Genomic DNA, 18836 nt, shown 5'->3' on the forward strand with positions numbered 1-18836 from the left:
CGGATGGAAATACTAAGACGGCAGGATGCAGATTGGTAGATATAAAAATACCAATGTGGCTAGTATAAGCGCTCCTTTTTTCGACGGACGGAATCGTTTTTGGGGATGGAGTACGCGCTTACGCAAATACGGTTGCCTCGACACCATCACTTTGAGTTGCCGCGCCTGGTCGATGCCGTGGCGCCGGTAAAACCACGCTCCCTGGCCCAGATGACGGCGGCGGCTCGCCGGTTCACGCCGATCTTGGCGTAAAGCGATGCGACGTGATTGCGGATGGTGTTCCTGGACAGACGAAGCGTCTCGCTCATCTCCACGTCGCTTTGCCCGCGACAGATCAGAGCCAGAATCTCCTTCTCACGATCGCTGAGGTCGAGCAACTGGGCAGAGGGCGCCTTGCCACTCGACACCTGCCGCAATGTCGCGAGACGATCAACGACCGAGCGGCTGAACCAGGAGGTATCGGCCATAACACTTTCGATGGCCTCGACCAGTTCTTCCTCGCTGCGCTTGCGTTCGGTGATATCCTGTAGCGACCAGATCACGCATTGCTGATCGTTGATCTCGACGCGCTCGGCGGAGACGAGACAATCCGCTATCCCGCCATCCTTTTGCTTCATCCGCATCGCCTCACCGCGAACCACTGTAGCATCGGTAAGCTTCTTTTCCACGGCGCGCCTGGCGGCAATATTGTCCCACAGGTGCAACTCGCTTGCCGTCTTTCCAATGACCTCCTCACCGCCGTAGCCCGTGAGCTGCACGAAAGCATCATTGACTTCTGTGAAAACGAAATCGTCGAGACGTGAGATCGCTGCGGCCGCAGGCGAGAGCCTGAACGACTTCGAGAACCGTTCCTCGCTCTGGCGAAGTGCGTTCTGCGCCTTTCGCCGCGCATCGAGATCGGCGAATGTGAACAACATGCATGGCTCTTCGCCCACCGCGATCGGTTCGCCGGCAACGATCACGAGGCGGTCGCTACCGTCGGGCAGAGGAAGCAGAGCCTCCCGCTGCCGGATCAGCCTGCCTTCCATAAGTTTCGAAAGGGCATCTTCGCCCGTGTCACAGTTGTCGAAGAGACCGAGCTGATTGACGGTCTTTCCAATGACCTTTTCCCTGGCATAGTTCGTCATCTCTACGAAACCAGGGTTGACGCGGATGAAACGCAGATCGTCAAGGCGGCAAATCAAGCCAGGCGCGGGATTGGCATTGAAGGCGCGCTCAAAGCGCTCTTCAGCCTCAAACAGCGGCGTCTCGTCCCGGATCACGAGCGCAAGGACGTCTGGTCGAGCGCTGGCGTCAACGATGATCAAACTGCGAATTGTGTGAACCCAGACAAGTTCCGGGTCGGAGGCTGGCGATATGTTGACCGTCACCTCGTCAACCGTCTCCCCGTCGAGCAGGCGCTCTATGGGATATTGACCTTCGTCAAGGAGATGGTTGTTGCGGTAGCGGAGCGTAAAGGCTTTTCGGTAGCCGGCGACATCGCCGCCAAGCTCCTCGATTGCGGAAACCCTGTGCATTTGAAGCGCGGAACTGTTTGCCCAGGAGATTCCGCCTTTGGGATCAATCAGAATGACGCCGTCACTTAAGCTGCCGACGAGTTCCAGTAGTACATTCCGGTTCATATCTGGCGGTTGCGGTTCATCGGTCATGCAAATCCTCACATCACTTCTCTTGGATCTAATAGGGACACGTTGGGATAAGAGAGTTGTATTGAGATTTGTTCCGACGAAGCCGACATAAGGGAGTGAAACTCGGCATTGCAACCACTCATGCACGATGCCAGTAAGTGAGGGTCAGGACCTTGCTGACCTGCCACTGCGAATTTCCTCCAGAATGGATTAGAGTCCGGCCTATTAAGGGACGGACGAATGAAGAAGCAGAGATTTACGGAAGAGCAGATTATCGGTGTGCTGAAGGAGCAGGAGGCTGGCGCGAAGGCGGCCGACCTCTGCCGCAAGCACGGGATTTCAGAAGCAACGTTTTATAACTGGAAGGCCAAATACGGCGGCATGGAAGTCTCCGAGGCGAAGCGGCTGAAAGCGCTTGAGGATGAGAATACCAGGCTAAAGAAGTTGCTGGCCGAGCAGATGCTGGATGCGGCCGCACTCCGCGAGCTTCTTGCAAAAAAATGGTAAGGCCTGCCGCCAAGCGTGAAGCCGTCACGCATCTGAAGGCCGTCATGGGTCTTTCGGAACGGCGGGCCTGCCAGATCGTATCCGCCGACCGCAAGACGATCCGCTATCGGTCCAGTCGACCACCGGAAGCAGTATTGCGGGCAAAGCTGCGTGACCTTGCCAATGAGCGACGACGTTTTGGCTATCGGCGGCTGTTTATCCTTCTTCGCCGAGATGGAGAGCCTTCCGGGGTCAATCGCATCTACCGGCTCTATCGCGAGGAAGGTCTTTCCGTTCGAAACCGGAAAGCCAGGCGGCGTGCTGTCGGCACGCGTGCGCCGATCCTCGTCGAAGCAAAGGTCAATGCCCGCTGGTCGCTGGATTTCGTCCACGACCAGTTCGCCTGTGGCAGACGCTTTCGCGTGCTCAATGTTGTCGATGACGTGACGCGCGAATGCCTTGCAGCAATCCCCGACACCTCGATCTCCGGCCGTCGTGTCGCACGCGAACTGACGACATTGATAGAACGGCGAGGCAGGCCCGGAATGATTGTCTCCGACAACGGGACCGAACTCACCTCGAATGCCATCCTCGCTTGGTCGAAGGATCACAAAGTCGAGTGGCACTACATCGCGCCGGGACGACCGATGCAGAACGGCTACGTCGAGAGCTTCAACGGCCGCATGCGCGACGAGTTGCTCGACGAGAGCTTGTTCTTCGGCCTCGACCACGCCCGCAGCGCCATCGCTGAATGGGTGGACGATTACAATCATTTCCGGCCGCACTCATCGCTCGCATACCAGACCCCGGCAGACTATGCCGCGATCATCGCCGCAGCCGGATGAAACTTCAGCGGCAGGTCAGCCACTTTCTTCACAAAACGGAATATATTTCAATCACCTCACCCTCATCTCGGCGGGGTCATTCTTGGATGCTTTTCCACACTCGGAGAAGGTTGTGCAGCGGTTGATGAAACAGGAGAGCCTGGTCGTTGCCAAACCAAAGCGGCGCCGGTACGGTTCCTATCTTGGGGAGATCAGTCCGGCGCCTGAGAACCTCATTAATCGCGACTTCCAGGCCGCGGCCCCGAACGAGAAGTGGCTGACCGACATCACCGAGTTCCAGATCCCGGCCGGCAAGGTATACCTGTAGCCCATCATCGACTGCTTCGGAGGCCTGGTCATCAGTTGGTCCATCGGAGCGCATCCAGACGCTGAGCTCGTCAACACGATGCTGGATGCGGCCATCCAGACGGTGGTCGATACGGACGACCGGCCCGTCGTCCACTCCGATCGTGGCGCTCACTATCGTTGGCCAGGCTGGCTCTCGCGGATTGCAGATGCAGAATCTCACTCGCTCGATGCCTCGCAAGGGGTGCTCACCTGACAACGCGGCATGCGAAGGCTTCTTTGGACGGCTGAAAACGGAGCTGTTCTATCCCCGGGACTGGAAGACCACAACCATTGAGCAATTCATTGACGTCGTTGATTGGGGGTGCGGATAAAAAGTTGGACTGCTTCATATGCTAATGCCGAGGCTCTTACGATACTCGACGGGGCTTAGCGATCCCAGCGATATCTTGATGCGCTTTTCATTGTACCAGCGGATGTAATCATCTACCTCAGCGACGAACTGTTCGATTGTGATGGTCTTCCAATCTCGTGGATAAAATAGTTCCGTTTTCAATCGGCCGAAGAAGCCTTCGCATGCGGCGTTATCTTGTGAGCAGCCCTTTCGGGACATCGAGCGAACCAGTTTCGCTTCGCTGATCCGCGTTAGCCAGCCTGGCCAGCGATAATGGGCTCCGCGATCGGAATGGACGATTGGCCGTTCCTCGCCGTCGGTCACGGTCTCAATAGCTGCATCCAGCATAGTATTGACCAGCCCCGCGTCTGGTTGCGTTCCAATCGACCAACTGATGACCATTCCGTCGAAGCAATCGATGATGGGCGAGAGATACACCTTCCCGGCTGGGATCTGGAACTCGGTGATGTCTGTCAGCCATTTCTCGTTCGGCGCTTTCGCATGGAAGTCGCGATTGATCAGGTTCTCGGGTGCCGGACTTATTTCTCCCAAGTATGATCCGAAACGCCGTCGGCGCGGTCTGGCCACGACCAGGTGCTCCTGCTTCATCAAGCGCTGGACAACCTTTTCCGAGATGATCACGCTCTTCCTGGCCAGTGACGCCTGTAGTCTGCGGTAGCCGTAACAACGACGGTTCGCTTCAAAGATTTCCGCAAGGCTGTGCCGGACGGCGGCATACTTGTCTGCCAGACACATGCGCGTGCGATGATAAAAGTAGGAGCTTCGCGCAATTTGCAGCTGTGCGAGCAGTTCTGGCAAGCGATAGGTATCTTTAAGGGCGTCAACCAGCTGTGTCTTTTCCCGATTACTCAGGATCTGCAGATCGACGCCCAGTTCTTTTTTTAGGAGTTCATTGGCCTTCTTCAGGAGGTCATGCTCGAGTTGCAACTGGCGAACATCACGTTGGAGGGCTTCAAGCTGTCGCTCGAGTTCCTCGCGTTCCGGCGCCTGCGGGGTGGTTTTGCGGCGTTTCATGGATGAAGGAGCCTCATGACCGAGTAGCTGGTCTTTCCAGTTGTACAACGTCGGCCTACAGACGCCCAGCCGGTCAGCCACCTGTTGGGCGCTTTCATTTCCACTACATAGTCCGATGACACCAGCTTGCTTCACCGCTGCGGGATAGGCAGGGCGCCACGATCGACCGACCATCGATGTTCGTGTCTCCGGAAAGGCCTCCCGTACCCATGCGGTCAGAGTTCCTCGACCAGGATAGCCGAGCGCCCTCATCGTCGCAGAGATGCAACGATCATGGGTGCGGTAATGCTCAAGTGCCGCCTGCTTCTGACTCTCGGAATACTTTGGCGCTCGAGCTACCGGCTGAATACGCAGGTCGAGATGCTGTACGTACTCGCGGTACCAACCCCTCAGCGCATTCTTTGTGGGGTAACCCAACTGGCGAATGGTCCCGTTAAGTCGCTTGCCAAGCCTGATATAAAGCTCAACGGCTCGAAGTCTGTCTGCGTAGGAATACATGAACTACCTCCTGGTGGTCCAAGTTTTCGTCCGCACCCCCAGTGGCGCAAATCGAGCTGAAACTCAACACACAACAGACGGAGGTCGCCATCGGCTGCGCCGTCCTCAACCGAATGCTGGCATGCGCACGCCCGAAGTCCGTCCGGCGCAACGCAGCCACCGCATAAACAGCGGTATCAAAGAATGAAGTCCGAAAACTCTCGGATCCCTGCACCAACGCTGCTCGAGACTGGATATGGAGAGCGTTGCCGAACGTATCGGCTTCTCCTCGGCGCGCCAGTTCCGACGCGCGTGGAGCCGTCTGCACGACACGCCGCCGGGCCGCGCTCGAACGGACCTGTAAATGCCTTGGAGGACAGCCTCAGGCTCAATATCTCCTGTCGTGTAAATGTTTTGAAGGGTTGGTAGTAGCTGAGTGCCGTTTCAATCTGCCTGCACAGCCCGGAATTTGCGTACCCTGGCATGCGATCCGCAGGTCTTGTCGGAGCACCACCGCCGGTGACCACCACGAGACTGGTCCAGAAAAAGCCAGCCGCAATTTGGACCTTGGCACGCTCGCACAGGGCGGCGTTCGTCTTGCGACGTTAGCAGCTCGGCGGCTGACTGAGCGACACGGTTGCAAATCGTATCCAAGTCTTTGGCGTCCGCACGGCGCCACTCGATATTTCCGGCAACGCGGCTCAGTGTTTGTTGCGACAGTGAACGTCGGGCCATGTCGGCAACGAGATCGAGATCGTCCTGGCTGATCGGGCTTTCATCAACTTCAGACAGGAACATGCGGCATAGCGCCTCCCGCAATTTCTTGGCCCTACCTAGTTCGTCCGCAGCTGCAGAGGCCGATTTGCCAGCCTTGAAGAGCAAGATGTCGCGCTCCCAGTTGTCGATCAGATCGAGGCGCCGAGCCCAAGCCACGAGGTCGTCGTAGCTATTCAGGAAATCCGGACCCCAACGCACCCCGCGGCTGTCGACGGTGTTGACGAAGTCGAGCGCCGGATGGCCACCAAGAAGGCTGATATCGTTGATCGTCTTTTGCATGTTCATCGCTTCAATATCGTTCTGTGGAACGATTTGGACAAGAGTGAGTTGTAACGATATAAATATATATTACCCGTTACATGAATCGGAAACCACATGCTCGCCGGCGTCAACAAAAATCAGCTACGCTTCCTGATGTTATGCGCAATCTGGGGAAGCACCTGGATCGGAACCAAGGCAGGCATCGATGCCGTGCCGCCTCTCCTGTTTGCCGGCACACGATTTACTGCTGCTGGCGTGTTGCTCCTTCTTTACGCCTCGACAAGAGACGAAAGAGCTAAGTTCAAGATCCAAGACGGCTTTCGTTTCGCCGCCGTCAGCACCCTGATGATCACGCTGTGCTATGGCCCGCTGTTTTGGGGCATGCAATATATCGATTCGGGGACTGCTGCCGTTCTGGAAATGTCGCTCACCCCGATCGCGCTCCTCGTTTTCGCGCTCCTTCTCAACGAGGAAAAGTTGGATGTGCGAAGGATTCTTGCGATCGCTCTGGGGGTCTCCGGACTGATCGTCCTGTTCTGGCCGACCTCTCCAAATACGAGTTCGCCTACGCCCGAAGCGTTCTCTCGAGCGAGCCTCTGGGGTGGCCTGGCAGTCGCGTCCGCGGCGTTCACTTACGGCTACGGCTCAGTGCTTGCCCGTCCACTCCTGCGAACCTATCCGGCCTTGTTCGTCGCAGGCGTGACGACACTCGTCGGCGGCATTGTGCTCCTGATCGCCGCCATGGCTTTTGAGCCGGGGGCTATTTCCGCTCTCTCCGGCAATTGGGGCACGGTCGCCTGGCTGGGTTGGTTCTTCCTTGTAATCTTTGGCTCGCTGATCGGCTACACGACCTACATGCGCCTGCTGCGGGACATTGGCGCATCCCGCGCCGGCAGTTATGCTTTCGTATCGCCCGTGATCGCCGTCGCCCTGGGCGCTGCTTTCTTCGCAGAACAGGTCACCGTGACGGATGTGATTGGCATCATCGTCATGCTGAGTGGCGCCTATCTTGCCATGTCAGGTGTGCCGACGATCCAACCGGCCACCGTCGAAACCTGAACGCGATTCCGAGTCGGAGAGGAGAGTTGTACTATGGAATCCGGCTGGCGACACCCGATCAGGACGACGTCCTGATCGGGCACTAACTGGCGATCTGTTTGGTCCCGACGGTCACCCTTTCGTCGCTCAACACCGAAGAGAACGGGCAAGAACCACAGCTCGATCTGGGGCTTTGATGTAGCCGGGCCAAAAAACGAAAAAGCCTGCCGCGGGAGGAGGTGCGGCAGGCTTTTCGAAAAGAACCGAACAGCAGCTGGGAGGAGGAGTGCTGCCGTTCCCGCAGGCGACCTTGGGAGGAGGATAAGGCGCCCGCATCATCAAAGCTCTGCGGGAGGAGGTGCATCGCTTCGATGAACACCAGAATATCCATTCCATCCGCACATTAAATAGACTTTGTTGCAGTGCAGCCATGCCAGAAGCGCATGGCCTCCATCTGAGGGCAAAAATCTCCAGCACAGCACCTCGCGTCGGCCCAGACACAGAAACGCCCGCGTCATCAGCGGGCGTATAGTCATTCGGGTTGGCTTGGAACAGTCGCTCAGCGAGCGACCGATGCGCGGGCAACGCTGTGAATGTCGGCGCGGTTTCGCCCCGGCCTTTTTTATTGCGTCTATCACGGAAGAGCACCGGGCCATTCGTTCGATGGCTCTTCCGCCTCTGTCCCTGGACGATCGTCTGCGGGATCGGGATCACGGTCGTGCGCGGCCCGCAAATTGCCGATTTCCGCTATGATTAAATCGAAGACGTCCTCGTGCTTCGCACCGCTGACGACAATGGTGTCGACGAAGTCTTCGAGCTTCAACCGCAACCCTTCTCTCCAAGTCTCCGTCACGTGCGACCCTCCGTCTGCAGTCGGACGCCGCTGCGGAGCAGTCCCCACGTGGGGCAATGGTCCGCCTTCTGCCGAATGGCGGCCGGCCCCTCGTCCGGTTCGGGATCGGGAAGCGGCTCTCCGCCTGGGATACGGTCCGGATCCGGCTGTGGATGATCAAGAGGCGGCACGGATGGCGGCGGCACGATTGGCTCGAATGGGACTGACATATGATGTTCCTCCTCGCCTAAGAAACGTCGTGCTGTTGCACAAGTTCCGCACGTTCAGGAAGGCCTCGGCGATACTGCGGGCTGGTCCATAATCGAGGATCGATCAGACTATCCTCTGGATTTTCGACGGGGCACCGAGCAGGTTCAATGAACTTTCATTTCTGACGATCATTGAAAAATGCGGCGGAACCCTGCTGCATGCGTCTGCCAACAGAGACCTCACGACGGATGCCCCGCGCCGGCTTCTCCGATCGGGTTACCCGCGTTCGGCCTTCGTCGAACGCACCGGTACGAAAAACCAATCCAGTCGCAATGCGAAAGAAAAAATACCGACATGCCACAACTGACAGAGGCCTGGACGCTGTCACCGAGGCGATGCTCGGGTTATCCCTCTGCTGCTTGAAAGGATACAAGCCGACGGGACTGTGCCAGAGCTCGCACAGGAATTGTTCATGAGCCAGGCCGAGGAATACGCTCAACTGGAGAAGAAGATTGCGGATGTCGAGGCCAAGGTAAAGGCATGGCAGCGTAACGACGAACGCAGCATACGTCTCAACACCATTCCCGGCATTAGCCCAATCGGTTCGGCTCTTTTGATAATGAAGACACCCGCTCCGGAGCTCTTCAAATCTGGTCGCCAGTTCGCAGCTTGGATAGGGTTGACGCCAAAAGATCACTCGACCGGCGGCAAGCTGCGGCTCGGTGGTATCACGCGAGCCGGCGATGAAGCTCTGCGGGCCGTCTTGGTGGCTGGAGCAACCGCTGTCATTCATCACGCGCGGCGATCTGGCAAGGCTTCTCGATGGTTGGCGAAACTGCTCAAGCGCAAGCCGCCTAAACTGGCAGCTGTCGCACTCGCTAACAAGATGGCGCGCATGGCTTGGAAGCTCATGGTCTCTGGAGAGACATACAGCGCACAATCAGGACCAGCTTTGACGGGATGCGCCGCATGAAGATTGGGAAGCAAGAACCGGGACATCCTGATCTTCACCACGTGTTGGTAATACTACAACTTGCAAGATAATAGCAGATGGTGTGATCGATCGATCCGGGACACAGGACACCCCGGGAATCCCATTGGCCCCTCAAGGCCGCCTTGATGTTTGGGACCTGTGTTGCGGAAACCATCTTGGCCAGCGTTCATGTGCGAACGCAACAACAGGCCGGACATATGGACGCAAGCGATCAGATCAAATTATCTCAAACTATCTTGCGAGTCGGGGGCCGTCCACATATGGGATTTGAACCAACGCCCAGGCTATTTCAAAGCATGGACACCGGATCGAACTAGTACCTGCGGCGGTTGATCGGCTGGCGCGATCCGGAGACGGCGCCGCTCTAGTCCCACGGATGCGTCATGTCCAAGATTGACATCTATTGCCATAAACGATGAGTCGCCCCATACTGTTTAAGTAATGAAAGGACCGCTATGCCAAACGTCGCGCTTGGAAAACACTACGAGGAATTCGTCAAGAAACAGCTGGAATCTGGCCGCTACAGCAACGCCAGTGAAGTGGTCCGGGCCGCGCTGCGGCTGTTGGAGGACAGCGATGCAGCCCGCGAACGCTGGCTGAACGAGGAAATCCCAGGTCGCTATGATCAGCTGATGGCAGATCCCAAGATCGGGATCCCGTCCGAAACCGTCCGCGCCCGCTTTGAGGCCAAGCGCCGAACTGCGACGAACGCCAGATAGGCATGGCATATCGCATCATCTATCACCCGCAGGCGGAAGCAGAACTCGACACTCTCTATGCCGATATAGCCATGCAGGCAGGCGACCGCATTGCCGGCGATTACGTTGACGGCGTGATCACCTTCATCGAGGGCCTGGAGACGTTTCCGGAGCGAGGTACGGTTCGGGAGAGCCGGACTTCCGGCCTACGCATCATTGGCTACCGGCACAGCGTCAGCGTGGCGTTCGCGGTGCGCGGCGATGATGTGTTAATCCTCGGCGTGTTCGCACGTGGCCGCGACATCAACGAAGAAATTCTTGAAGAACGGAACCAATAAGCGCTCGTCAGGAGCCTTTTATCCTAGGGTGGCGAGGCAAGGGGTTGGTGCGGCCGCAGGCGAGGCTCGGGCCCCTTGCCGAAGTGAGGGTGCGGGCCGCTTCCCTGGTCAGTCATCTTGTGACGGTCCTCATAAGTAGGCAGGCTCTTTCGCTTTCCCCAATCCGCGATCAGGTGTTGGTTTCCACGCAGAACTGAGCCGGTTAGGCGCATAAGGGGGTGCGGACGAAAACTTGGACCACCAGGAGGTAGTTCATGTATTCCTACGCAGACAGACTTCGAGCCGTTGAGCTTTATATCAGGCTTGGCAAGCGACTTAACGGGACCATTCGCCAGTTGGGTTACCCCACAAAGAATGCGCTGAGGGGTTGGTACCGCGAGTACGTACAGCATCTCGACCTGCGTATTCAGCCGGTAGCTCGAGCGCCAAAGTATTCCGAGAGTCAGAAGCAGGCGGCACTTGAGCATTACCGCACCCATGATCGTTGCATCTCTGCGACGATGAGGGCGCTCGGCTATCCTGGTCGAGGAACTCTGACCGCATGGGTACGGGAGGCCTTTCCGGAGACACGAACATCGATGGTCGGTCGATCGTGGCGCCCTGCCTATCCCGCAGCGGTGAAGCAAGCTGGTGTCATCGGACTATGTAGTGGAAATGAAAGCGCCCAACAGGTGGCTGACCGGCTGGGCGTCTGTAGGCCGACGTTGTACAACTGGAAAGACCAGCTACTCGGTCATGAGGCTCCTTCATCCATGAAACGCCGCAAAACCACCCCGCAGGCGCCGGAACGCGAGGAACTCGAGCGACAGCTTGAAGCCCTCCAACGTGATGTTCGCCAGTTGCAACTCGAGCATGACCTCCTGAAGAAGGCCAATGAACTCCTAAAAAAAGAACTGGGCGTCGATCTGCAGATCCTGAGTAATCGGGAAAAGACACAGCTGGTTGACGCCCTTAAAGATACCTATCGCTTGCCAGAACTGCTCGCACAGCTGCAAATTGCGCGAAGCTCCTACTTTTATCATCGCACGCGCATGTGTCTGGCAGACAAGTATGCCGCCGTCCGGCACAGCCTTGCGGAAATCTTTGAAGCGAACCGTCGTTGTTACGGCTACCGCAGACTACAGGCGTCACTGGCCAGGAAGAGCGTGATCATCTCGGAAAAGGTTGTCCAGCGCTTGATGAAGCAGGAGCACCTGGTCGTGGCCAGACCGCGCCGACGGCGTTTCGGATCATACTTGGGAGAAATAAGTCCGGCACCCGAGAACCTGATCAATCGCGACTTCCATGCGAAAGCGCCGAACGAGAAATGGCTGACAGACATCACCGAGTTCCAGATCCCAGCCGGGAAGGTGTATCTCTCGCCCATCATCGATTGCTTCGACGGAATGGTCATCAGTTGGTCGATTGGAACGCAACCAGACGCGGGGCTGGTCAATACTATGCTGGATGCAGCTATTGAGACCGTGACCGACGGCGAGGAACGGCCAATCGTCCATTCCGATCGCGGAGCCCATTATCGCTGGCCAGGCTGGCTAACGCGGATCAGCGAAGCGAAACTGGTTCGCTCGATGTCCCGAAAGGGCTGCTCACAAGATAACGCCGCATGCGAAGGCTTCTTCGGCCGATTGAAAACGGAACTATTTTATCCACGAGATTGGAAGACCATCACAATCGAACAGTTCGTCGCTGAGGTAGATGATTACATCCGCTGGTACAATGAAAAGCGCATCAAGATATCGCTGGGATCGCTAAGCCCCGTCGAGTATCGTAAGAGCCTCGGCATTAGCATATGAAGCAGTCCAACTTTTTATCCGCACCCCCTAATTTCCATTGAGAATTGAGCCATGTGAACCTTCCCCCAACGCGGAGAGCGACGGGGGCAACGGAGTGATCCACATGGGACTTTTAAACATCATCCGTCGGATGGCGCTTCGCGAGAAGCAGTCGATCCGGGAGATCAGCCGGCGCACTGGGCTGTCACGCAACACGATCGCGAAGTATTTGAGTGCCGGCACGATCGAGCCGACGTTTACGGTACCGGAGCGACCGAGCAAGCTTGATCCTTTTGCCGACAAGCTCTCTGGCTGGCTGAAGACCGAGGCCGGGAGGTCGCGCAAGCAGCGCCGAACGTTGAAGCAGCTTCATGCCGATCTGATAGCTCTTGGCTTTACCGGCTCCTATGGTCGGGTCGCCGCGTTCGCCCGTGACTGGCGGACTGAGCAGCAGACAGCGGGCCGCGGCATATTCGTTCCTCTGTCTTTCCGCCCAGGCGAAGCATTCCAATTCGATTGGAGTGAAGATTATGCCGTGATAGGCGGCGAGCGCACGAAGCTGCAGGTTGCTCACATCAAACTATCACACAGCCGGGCGTTTCTGATCAGGGCCTACCTGCTGCAGACGCACGAGATGCTCTTCGACGCTCACTGGCACGGGTTCCGCGTGTTCGGTGGCGTGCCTGGTCGCGGCATTTACGACAACATGAAGACCGCGGTCGATCGTGTCGGCCGTGGCAAAGAACGGCAGGTCAATATCCGTTTCCTCGCGATGACGAACCACTACGTCTTTGCGCCTGAGTTTTGCAATCCTGCCGCGGGTTGGGAAAAGGGTCAGGTCGAGAAGAATGTCCAGGATGCCCGACCGCGACTGTGGCAACAGATGCCGGACTTTCCGGATCTGTCAGCGTTGAATACCCGCTTCATCGCAAAGGGCATCGAGGAGAAAGCCTGCAATGCGGCACTCATCAAGCTAAACCAGATCGGAACGGTGACAGAGACGATCAGCGCCATCCAGCTCTGCCGAAAGGCGGGGTGGAACTACGTCATCTCGCACCGATCGGGTGAGACCGAAGACAGCTTCATCGCCGATTTCGCGGTTGCCATGGGTGGCGGACAGATCAAGACAGGCTCTGCTTCCCGTTCGGACCGGATCGCGAAATACAATCGGCTTCTGGAGATCGAGGCTGAGCTGGGCGCTGCTGCCCAGTTCGGGGCGTGACGGGAGAGGATGTCATGAGAATTCTGGCTGTGCTGACTAAAGGCGATACGGTCGTCGGAACCCTGGATGCTGCCGTCTTGGCGGCAGCATCCGTGGCCTGCTCATCGATCGAAGCGTTGAATGTCATGGTAGACCCGATGCATCTGGTCTCTGCCCCTGAGGAAATCGATATGCAGGAACTTCGCGTGCATGACGAAGGCTCTGCGCAACAGCGCGCGGAGGCTATCGAAACTGCTTTTGGCGACTGGAATACGGTTCTGCGACCAGGAGCACCTCCGATCGCGTTGCGCACGATCACCGGTGCGGAGGCGGAAACCGTCATGCAGGAGACGACCGAGGATATCGGGCTCGTAGTCCTGTCGCATAACAGGAACATGGATGGCGCCGATGCCTTCCACACCGCGCTGTTTACGGCCCGCCGGCCAGTTCTGCTGGTTCCGCCGGGCTGGCGATCGGGAGACCGCAAGCGGTTTTCGCATATCGCCGTCGGCCTCACTGACAGCGAACTGACCCGCCGCGCAATCCAATCGGTCGGAAAATGGTTGGCAGCCGCAGAACGTGTCACCGCACTTTGTGTCACAGACGAAAGTGATGCAGAAGCCGCGCTACGCGCCGTGATGCAAGGCTCCGGCGTCAAACCCAACGTCAAGATTCTAGCGCGTTCCAACGAAACGACTGGCGCGCAGCTTGTGCATGAAGCGGACACGTTGAAAGCGGACGTTCTGGTCACAGGAGCGTTCAGCCACAGCGAGTGGTCGGAATGGCTCACGGGCCATGAGACTCGGGAGATCTTGGCAGCGGCCGATCTGCCGCTGTTTTTGATTCACTAGAAAATCGCAGCGTCGCCCAGAACCAAGCTTTTCGAACGAGACCCCCTGATGGAGCACGACATGAACGGAAAACTTGCACTCGTTCGTCACGGCCAGAGCGAAGGCAATGCACGCAACGTCTTCACGGGGTGGAGTGACCTGCCACTAATAGCGGTGGGTATCAAGGAAGCCCATGCTGTCGCACAGCAGCTGACCGTTCTGGGTTTCACATTCGATCTCGTTTATTGCTCCGCTCTCCAAAGAGCCCAGGAGACGGCGGCAATTATCGTGCAAGACCTCGGGCTACATGTGGATGCCGTCCTCGATGTCTCGCTGAACGAGAGAGACTACGGTGAACTGACCGGCATGAACAAGCAGCAAGCGGCAGAACGCTTCGGCGCGGATCAGATTGCTCTGTGGCGTCGCTCTTACCTGGATCGCCCGCCAGGCGGGGAAAGCCTGAAAGACTGCCGTGACCGGGTGGACCCGTTCTTCGATCGCACGATCAAGCCTCAGCTCGACGCCGGGCGAAATGTGCTCGTCGTCGCACACGGCAACAGCCTGCGGGCGCTTGTGATGAGCATCGAAAATCTATCTCCTGAAGAGATTCAGAAGTTCGAGATCGCCACAGGCGAGATTGTCATTCCCTATCGCGAGCAGTGACGCGAACGGGCGTTCCGAGCCGCCTGCCCGCGCCGAGCCAGCAACACAAGACCCATGTTGACCCCGCGCACCAACCTGCGATGACGTCGCTCGGGTAGTGAACACCGAGATAGAGACGGCATAGTCCGATGGCTATAGTCAGGAAGATCGCAGAGGCAAAAAGGAAGATCTGCCTTCTCCGATCCTTCTCGATGCTGGCCAGAATGGTGGCGATCGTGAGGTATGTAACCGCCGACATCATCGCATGACCGCTCGGATAGCTGAGATCGTAGACGTTCTGTAGATGCGGCACGGTTGTCGGCCTGGGTCGAGCAACCCCGAGCTTCAGAATGCTACTGATCACCTGGCCTCCAAGCACCGAAAACAGCAGAAAGGCCGCCGCTATGCGTTGCCTTGCCACCATCATATAAAGCGTTGCGAGGATGGTGATGATTGCAAGCACAGTGAGCCCGCCGAGACTGTTGACGTCGCGGACGGCATGAAGGAGCCACGAAGGCCCAAGTGGCACGCTGAGGTCGTCCTTGCTGCGCAAACCGAGTAGGACAAGTTCGTCGAACGCTTGGGTCTCGGTCTCCAGCATTTCGCTGGTCAACCGCTCCAGTAAAAGCCACCCACCGCAGACCAGAACAACCAATGGCAGCCTGTACTTGCGCTGGAAGCGGGCAAGCGACGCCCAAAGTCGTACCACGGACATGCTTTGAGTTTCCTCTATCCTGGCCTTCATACCGTGGTCGCAAAGGCAAGCAGTGCGCTGCCGAACAAGATGCGATACCACGCAAACACCACGAAGCTGTGCGTTCGGATGAAGCTCAATAGCCATTTGACCGCGACGAACGCGACGACCATGGACGTCACGAATGCGACGCCGAGCAGGCCCCAGCGCTCATCCATGAAACCAATTTTCGACTGATCGTAGACTTCGTATACGCTCGCCGCGTACATCGTTGGAATGCCGACGAGGAAGGCGAATTCCGTCGCCGCTGCCCTATCGGTTGTACCTGCAAACATAGCCCCGAAAATAGTCGCCGCCGAGCGCGATGTCCCCGGGAAAATTCCTGCAATGACCTGCGCCACGCCTACCAGCACCGCGGCGGTCCATGTGATCTGTTCCTGCGGCTTCTTCCTACTCGCCCACCATTCAGCGGCCAGTATCCAAACTCCCCCCAAAATGAGAGCATAGGCGACAGGCGCAAGTGTCGTTGGAAGAGATACCCGCTTTCTTCGCTGCCAGACCGAGAATGACAGTGATACCAAACGCGATGGCGAGCCTTAAGGCGTAAGAGCGGTTCTCCGGCCTCTGCAGGTTCATCAGCATTGAACCCAACCGAGCCTGATAGACGATGGTCACCGCCACCATTGTCCCTGCTTGAATCACAGTATTGAACAGGTCCGACCGCTGCCCCAGCCAATGCTCCGCGATCAGGAGATGCCCTGTGCTGGAGATGGGAAGAAATTCTGTGATCCCCTCGATGATCCCCAGAAGAATGACATTCACGAGTTCCGGCAATTAAGACCTCTCAATGGTTGTTGTCCTCATCGTGCCCGCTCGAGACTTTCGGGATGGCGAGCTCCATCGCCTGCCCGGCGAGATCTGCCCGCAGGCGGTTGAGCTGATTGAGGCTCTCGACAGTCTCCTGGGGAGCGACCGTTCCAAGGCCGACGAGCAGGGTCTCGAGAAATGCCACGGTTGCGCTGTGAGTGCTGAAGGCGTCCGGCCGGCCGCGGGGGATCGTGACGATCCGCGCCACACGATCTTTCAGAGCGTCCTGCAGGCTATCGGTGACGAGGATGGTCTGCGCACCAACGCCTTTTGCATGGGCAAGCAGGACGGATAGCTCTGGATAGACGCGACCATACGCCATGATTACGACAACACTGCCCGATTTGAGTGGCAGTAGATCGTCGGCGAGCAGGAACCCGGACTTCGTCAGCGCGCGAGAGGCAAAGCCAAGCCTGCGCAGCTGGATACAGAAGTATTCCGCAATCGATGATGAAGGCCCGAGCCCGAAGACGGCAACTTCTAGCGCGGTGGCCAGCATATGGACAATCGCCTGAAAGTCCTCAAGCAGAACAGAGTCCCGCAGCTTTGCAGCTGCCTCGGCATGTGCCGCAAAGGTCGTCTCCAACACCTGTTGCAGACTTCCACTGCTTTCATCCAGCGTTTTCGACATCCGCCTTGCGGGAGTAGGCCCAACCTCAAGTTCCGCCGCTACGGCCTTTCGAAGGCCATCGAGGCCGTCGAAACCCAGAGAACGCGCCGTCCGGATGACCGTTGCGTCACTGGTGCCGATCGACTGCGCCAGTTCGAGCGCAGACTGGACGAGAACCTGGTGTCTGTTTTCCGCGAAAAATCTCGCGACCCGGTGCTCGGTTCTGCTGAGGTCGGAGCTTTTCGCCGCCACCAACTCAGAGAACGATGACAACATCTTCATAATTCCTCGATTGACTTGTTGTGTTTACTACACGATTAGTTCTCATGTCGCTACCGCTACGGAGTCGAAAAATGGAAAATCTCACATGGAGTGTCGCGGCACCTGCTGTAGGCGCTGCATTTCTCGCATCCATCGTCGAAGTCGTCGAGGCATTCACCATTATTCTCGCCGTCGGCACCCTTCGAGGATGGCGGCCCGCGATCGCCGGTACACTCGCGGGGCTAGTCGTGCTTGCGCTTATTGTGATCATCCTTGGCCCGCTTCTCGACCAGGTCCCGCTGGACGCCCTGCAACTTGTCATCGGCGTCTTGCTCCTTCTGTTTGGATTGGGATGGCTTCGCAAGGCGATCCTCCGTTCGGCCGGTGTGATCGCCCTTCACGACGAGATCACCGCATTCGCAAACGAGCGCATGACACTTGAGGACGCCGCAAGGCGCCATGCAACGTCGGCAAACTGGCTGGGGGGCATCACCGCGTTCAAGGCAATGCTGCTTGAGGGGCTGGAAGTGATCTTCATCGTCATTGCGGTGGGCTCCGGCCGAGGTCTCATCGCGCCTGCCGCCATAGGAGCCGGAATTGCATGTCTGATCGTGCTTGCGGTCGGTGCAGTCATTCACAAACCGCTCTCACGAGTTCCCGAAAATACCTTGAAGTTCGGCGTCGCGATCATGCTTTCCAGTTTTGGTGTCTTTTGGACGGGCGAAGGTCTTGGCATCAAGTGGATCGGTCAAGACCTGATGCTGTTCGTTTTCGCCGCAATCTTCCTCGCGACCGGGATCGTCATGTCCCAGGCGCTCCGGGTGAAAGTAAAGGAGCAGATACAATGACTATCTTCACGGATGTCCTGAAAGAGCTTGTCAGCATGTTTATGGCGGACGCGCGCCTGACTGCTGCAGTGCTCATCTTGGTTGCTGCAATATCGCTCTGGCTCAAACTCGCACCCGGCGTCGATACGGTCATTCCAGGCTTCGCACTTCTGGCTGGATGCATCGTCATCATCATAGCGATCACCACCGCCCATGCGAGGCGGTCCAAATGACACGAAAGTTCAAAGTTGTTTCTTTGGTCAGAAAAATGGGCGTTTGCCTCGTCGGCACCCTTTTCCTTGCCGGAGCCTTCCTGGGATACCGTCAGGTTTCGGGCAACTTCCATGCCGTTGTCAAAGGTGAAGTCTATAGAGCGGCCCAACCTACTGCGGACCAGGTGACGAGATACGTTCAGGAGAATGGAATACGCTCGATCCTGGATCTGCGTGGCGCTCCCGGTCCGCAGTCACCGCGCTTTCAGGCAGAATATGTCACGGCTCAAAAGCTCGGCGTGGCCCATTATGAATTTCGCATGTCTGCTCGCAAACAACTGACCCAGGAAGAAGCCGCGCAGCTAATCGACATCATGCGCAAAGCAGAAAAGCCTCTCCTGATTCACTGCCAGGCCGGAGCGGACCGCAGTGGGTTGGCGTCAGCTTTGTACCTTGCTGCAATCGCCAACGAAAGCGAGGGCAAAGCCGAGGGACAGTTATCCTTCTGGTATGGTCACATCTCCCTCCCAATCTCGGAAGCATTCGCAATGGATATGACCTGGGAAAAGCTGGAACCCTGGTTAGGCTTTCCCAATTCTTAAACTGAAATTTCAGGCGGATG

19 protein-coding genes and 3 pseudogenes are annotated in these 18836 nt (G+C 57.4%); 13 read left to right on the plus strand and 9 right to left on the minus strand.

Going from position 1 to position 18836, the window contains the following annotated elements:
• Window positions 1–146 precede the first annotated feature (146 nt).
• Window positions 147–1649: a helix-turn-helix transcriptional regulator gene (locus HB780_RS00245; protein ID WP_183686198.1), complete on the minus strand. Its 1503-nt coding sequence runs from the start codon at window positions 1647–1649 to the stop codon at window positions 147–149.
• A gap of 219 nt (window positions 1650–1868) precedes the next feature.
• Between HB780_RS00245 and HB780_RS00250 the strand changes: the two genes are divergently transcribed.
• Window positions 1869–2959 (plus strand): IS3 family transposase gene (locus tag HB780_RS00250; RefSeq protein WP_183686200.1). Its coding sequence is split into 2 segments (ribosomal slippage): window positions 1869–2121 and window positions 2121–2959, totalling 1092 coding nucleotides; the frame shifts between segments, so codons are not numbered across the junction.
• 100 nt (window positions 2960–3059) lie between these two features.
• Window positions 3060–3603, plus strand: a pseudogene (locus HB780_RS00255) (IS3 family transposase); the annotation flags it as partial.
• Window positions 3604–3632: 29 nt separating this feature from the next.
• Here the strand turns inward: HB780_RS00255 and HB780_RS00260 are convergent.
• The gene (locus HB780_RS00260) at window positions 3633–5171 is read right to left on the minus strand and encodes an IS3 family transposase (RefSeq protein ID WP_183686203.1); all 1539 of its coding nucleotides are present in this window, start codon (window positions 5169–5171) and stop codon (window positions 3633–3635) included.
• Window positions 5172–5594: 423 nt separating this feature from the next.
• Window positions 5595–6206 carry a CGNR zinc finger domain-containing protein gene (locus HB780_RS00265; RefSeq protein ID WP_286202822.1) on the minus strand — a complete coding sequence of 204 codons (612 nt, stop codon included), beginning with the start codon at window positions 6204–6206 and terminating at the stop codon, window positions 5595–5597.
• 96 nt (window positions 6207–6302) lie between these two features.
• Between HB780_RS00265 and HB780_RS00270 the strand changes: the two genes are divergently transcribed.
• Window positions 6303–7247: a DMT family transporter gene (locus HB780_RS00270; protein ID WP_183686075.1), complete on the plus strand. Its 945-nt coding sequence runs from the start codon at window positions 6303–6305 to the stop codon at window positions 7245–7247.
• Window positions 7248–7329: 82 nt separating this feature from the next.
• Here the strand turns inward: HB780_RS00270 and HB780_RS00275 are convergent, their stop codons facing one another.
• From HB780_RS00275 to HB780_RS00285, 3 genes are all read right to left on the minus strand, one after another.
• Entirely contained in the window at window positions 7330–7617 is a 288-nt protein-coding gene (locus HB780_RS00275; RefSeq protein WP_183686441.1) for a hypothetical protein, read from the minus strand.
• 243 nt (window positions 7618–7860) lie between these two features.
• On the minus strand, window positions 7861–8079 hold the full coding sequence (locus HB780_RS00280; protein WP_183686207.1) for a hypothetical protein: 219 nt from the start codon (window positions 8077–8079) through the stop codon (window positions 7861–7863).
• Window positions 8076–8288, minus strand: a complete 213-nt coding sequence (locus HB780_RS00285; RefSeq protein ID WP_183686209.1) for a hypothetical protein — start codon at window positions 8286–8288, stop codon at window positions 8076–8078. The genes HB780_RS00280 and HB780_RS00285 overlap by 4 nt, the downstream gene beginning before the upstream one ends.
• Window positions 8289–8659: 371 nt before the next feature.
• Here HB780_RS00285 and HB780_RS00290 point away from each other — a divergent pair.
• The 7 genes and pseudogenes from HB780_RS00290 to HB780_RS00320 all read left to right on the plus strand — a co-directional run.
• A pseudogene (locus HB780_RS00290) lies at window positions 8660–9241 on the plus strand (IS110 family transposase); the annotation flags it as partial.
• A 476-nt stretch (window positions 9242–9717) separates the two neighbouring features.
• The gene (locus HB780_RS00295) at window positions 9718–9981 is read left to right on the plus strand and encodes a type II toxin-antitoxin system ParD family antitoxin (protein ID WP_183686210.1); all 264 of its coding nucleotides are present in this window, start codon (window positions 9718–9720) and stop codon (window positions 9979–9981) included.
• Window positions 9982–9983: 2 nt separating this feature from the next.
• The gene (locus tag HB780_RS00300) at window positions 9984–10298 is read left to right on the plus strand and encodes a type II toxin-antitoxin system RelE/ParE family toxin (RefSeq protein WP_183686212.1); all 315 of its coding nucleotides are present in this window, start codon (window positions 9984–9986) and stop codon (window positions 10296–10298) included.
• A gap of 254 nt (window positions 10299–10552) precedes the next feature.
• Window positions 10553–12091, plus strand: a complete 1539-nt coding sequence (locus tag HB780_RS00305; protein WP_183686203.1) for an IS3 family transposase — start codon at window positions 10553–10555, stop codon at window positions 12089–12091.
• Window positions 12092–12194: 103 nt separating this feature from the next.
• Complete coding sequence (gene istA, locus HB780_RS00310) at window positions 12195–13292, plus strand: IS21 family transposase (RefSeq protein ID WP_183686214.1); 1098 nt, start codon at window positions 12195–12197, stop codon at window positions 13290–13292.
• Window positions 13293–13306: 14 nt separating this feature from the next.
• Window positions 13307–14122: a universal stress protein gene (locus HB780_RS00315; RefSeq protein WP_183686216.1), complete on the plus strand. Its 816-nt coding sequence runs from the start codon at window positions 13307–13309 to the stop codon at window positions 14120–14122.
• Window positions 14123–14170: 48 nt separating this feature from the next.
• Window positions 14171–14764: a 2,3-bisphosphoglycerate-dependent phosphoglycerate mutase gene (locus tag HB780_RS00320; protein ID WP_286202823.1), complete on the plus strand. Its 594-nt coding sequence runs from the start codon at window positions 14171–14173 to the stop codon at window positions 14762–14764.
• Here the strand turns inward: HB780_RS00320 and HB780_RS00325 are convergent.
• The 3 genes and pseudogenes from HB780_RS00325 to HB780_RS00335 form a co-directional block, all read right to left on the minus strand.
• Window positions 14742–15458: a phosphatase PAP2 family protein gene (locus tag HB780_RS00325; protein ID WP_183686218.1), complete on the minus strand. Its 717-nt coding sequence runs from the start codon at window positions 15456–15458 to the stop codon at window positions 14742–14744. The two genes, HB780_RS00320 and HB780_RS00325, sit on opposite strands and share 23 nt — an antisense overlap.
• A 26-nt stretch (window positions 15459–15484) precedes the next feature.
• A pseudogene (locus tag HB780_RS00330) lies at window positions 15485–16271 on the minus strand (undecaprenyl-diphosphate phosphatase).
• A 10-nt stretch (window positions 16272–16281) separates the two neighbouring features.
• Window positions 16282–17190, minus strand: coding sequence for a MurR/RpiR family transcriptional regulator (locus HB780_RS00335; protein WP_183686220.1), 909 nt, complete (start codon window positions 17188–17190; stop codon window positions 16282–16284).
• Window positions 17191–17267: 77 nt separating this feature from the next.
• Between HB780_RS00335 and HB780_RS00340 the strand changes: the two genes are divergently transcribed.
• The 3 genes from HB780_RS00340 to HB780_RS00350 are packed head-to-tail and all read left to right on the plus strand — an operon-like array spanning window position 17268 to window position 18816.
• Entirely contained in the window at window positions 17268–18023 is a 756-nt protein-coding gene (locus HB780_RS00340; RefSeq protein WP_183686222.1) for a COG4280 domain-containing protein, read from the plus strand.
• On the plus strand, window positions 18020–18235 hold the full coding sequence (locus tag HB780_RS00345) for a hypothetical protein (protein ID WP_183686224.1): 216 nt from the start codon (window positions 18020–18022) through the stop codon (window positions 18233–18235). The genes HB780_RS00340 and HB780_RS00345 overlap by 4 nt, the downstream gene beginning before the upstream one ends.
• Window positions 18232–18816 (plus strand): tyrosine-protein phosphatase, encoded by a 585-nt coding sequence (locus HB780_RS00350; protein ID WP_183686226.1) that lies wholly within the window; start codon window positions 18232–18234, stop codon window positions 18814–18816. The genes HB780_RS00345 and HB780_RS00350 overlap by 4 nt, the downstream gene beginning before the upstream one ends.
• Window positions 18817–18836: the final 20 nt, after the last annotated feature.

Source organism: Rhizobium lusitanum (assembly GCF_014189535.1).
Classification (GTDB): Bacteria; Pseudomonadota; Alphaproteobacteria; order Rhizobiales; family Rhizobiaceae; genus Rhizobium; species Rhizobium lusitanum_C.

Excerpts from the sequence above, each read along its gene's own strand:
- HB780_RS00245 (WP_183686198.1), bottom strand. The coding sequence starts at position 1,649 with ATGACCGATGAACCGCAACCGCCAGATATGAACCGGAATGTACTACTG.
- HB780_RS00260 (WP_183686203.1), bottom strand. The coding sequence starts at position 5,171 with ATGTATTCCTACGCAGACAGACTTCGAGCCGTTGAGCTTTATATCAGG.
- HB780_RS00265 (WP_286202822.1), bottom strand. The coding sequence starts at position 6,206 with ATGCAAAAGACGATCAACGATATCAGCCTTCTTGGTGGCCATCCGGCG.
- HB780_RS00270 (WP_183686075.1), top strand. The coding sequence starts at position 6,303 with ATGCTCGCCGGCGTCAACAAAAATCAGCTACGCTTCCTGATGTTATGC.
- HB780_RS00275 (WP_183686441.1), bottom strand. The coding sequence starts at position 7,617 with ATGGATATTCTGGTGTTCATCGAAGCGATGCACCTCCTCCCGCAGAGC.
- HB780_RS00285 (WP_183686209.1), bottom strand. The coding sequence starts at position 8,288 with ATGTCAGTCCCATTCGAGCCAATCGTGCCGCCGCCATCCGTGCCGCCT.
- HB780_RS00295 (WP_183686210.1), top strand. The coding sequence starts at position 9,718 with ATGCCAAACGTCGCGCTTGGAAAACACTACGAGGAATTCGTCAAGAAA.
- HB780_RS00300 (WP_183686212.1), top strand. The coding sequence starts at position 9,984 with ATGGCATATCGCATCATCTATCACCCGCAGGCGGAAGCAGAACTCGAC.
- HB780_RS00305 (WP_183686203.1), top strand. The coding sequence starts at position 10,553 with ATGTATTCCTACGCAGACAGACTTCGAGCCGTTGAGCTTTATATCAGG.
- istA (WP_183686214.1), top strand. The coding sequence starts at position 12,195 with ATGGGACTTTTAAACATCATCCGTCGGATGGCGCTTCGCGAGAAGCAG.
- HB780_RS00315 (WP_183686216.1), top strand. The coding sequence starts at position 13,307 with ATGAGAATTCTGGCTGTGCTGACTAAAGGCGATACGGTCGTCGGAACC.
- HB780_RS00320 (WP_286202823.1), top strand. The coding sequence starts at position 14,171 with ATGGAGCACGACATGAACGGAAAACTTGCACTCGTTCGTCACGGCCAG.
- HB780_RS00325 (WP_183686218.1), bottom strand. The coding sequence starts at position 15,458 with ATGTCCGTGGTACGACTTTGGGCGTCGCTTGCCCGCTTCCAGCGCAAG.
- HB780_RS00335 (WP_183686220.1), bottom strand. The coding sequence starts at position 17,190 with ATGTTGTCATCGTTCTCTGAGTTGGTGGCGGCGAAAAGCTCCGACCTC.
- HB780_RS00340 (WP_183686222.1), top strand. The coding sequence starts at position 17,268 with ATGGAAAATCTCACATGGAGTGTCGCGGCACCTGCTGTAGGCGCTGCA.
- HB780_RS00345 (WP_183686224.1), top strand. The coding sequence starts at position 18,020 with ATGACTATCTTCACGGATGTCCTGAAAGAGCTTGTCAGCATGTTTATG.
- HB780_RS00350 (WP_183686226.1), top strand. The coding sequence starts at position 18,232 with ATGACACGAAAGTTCAAAGTTGTTTCTTTGGTCAGAAAAATGGGCGTT.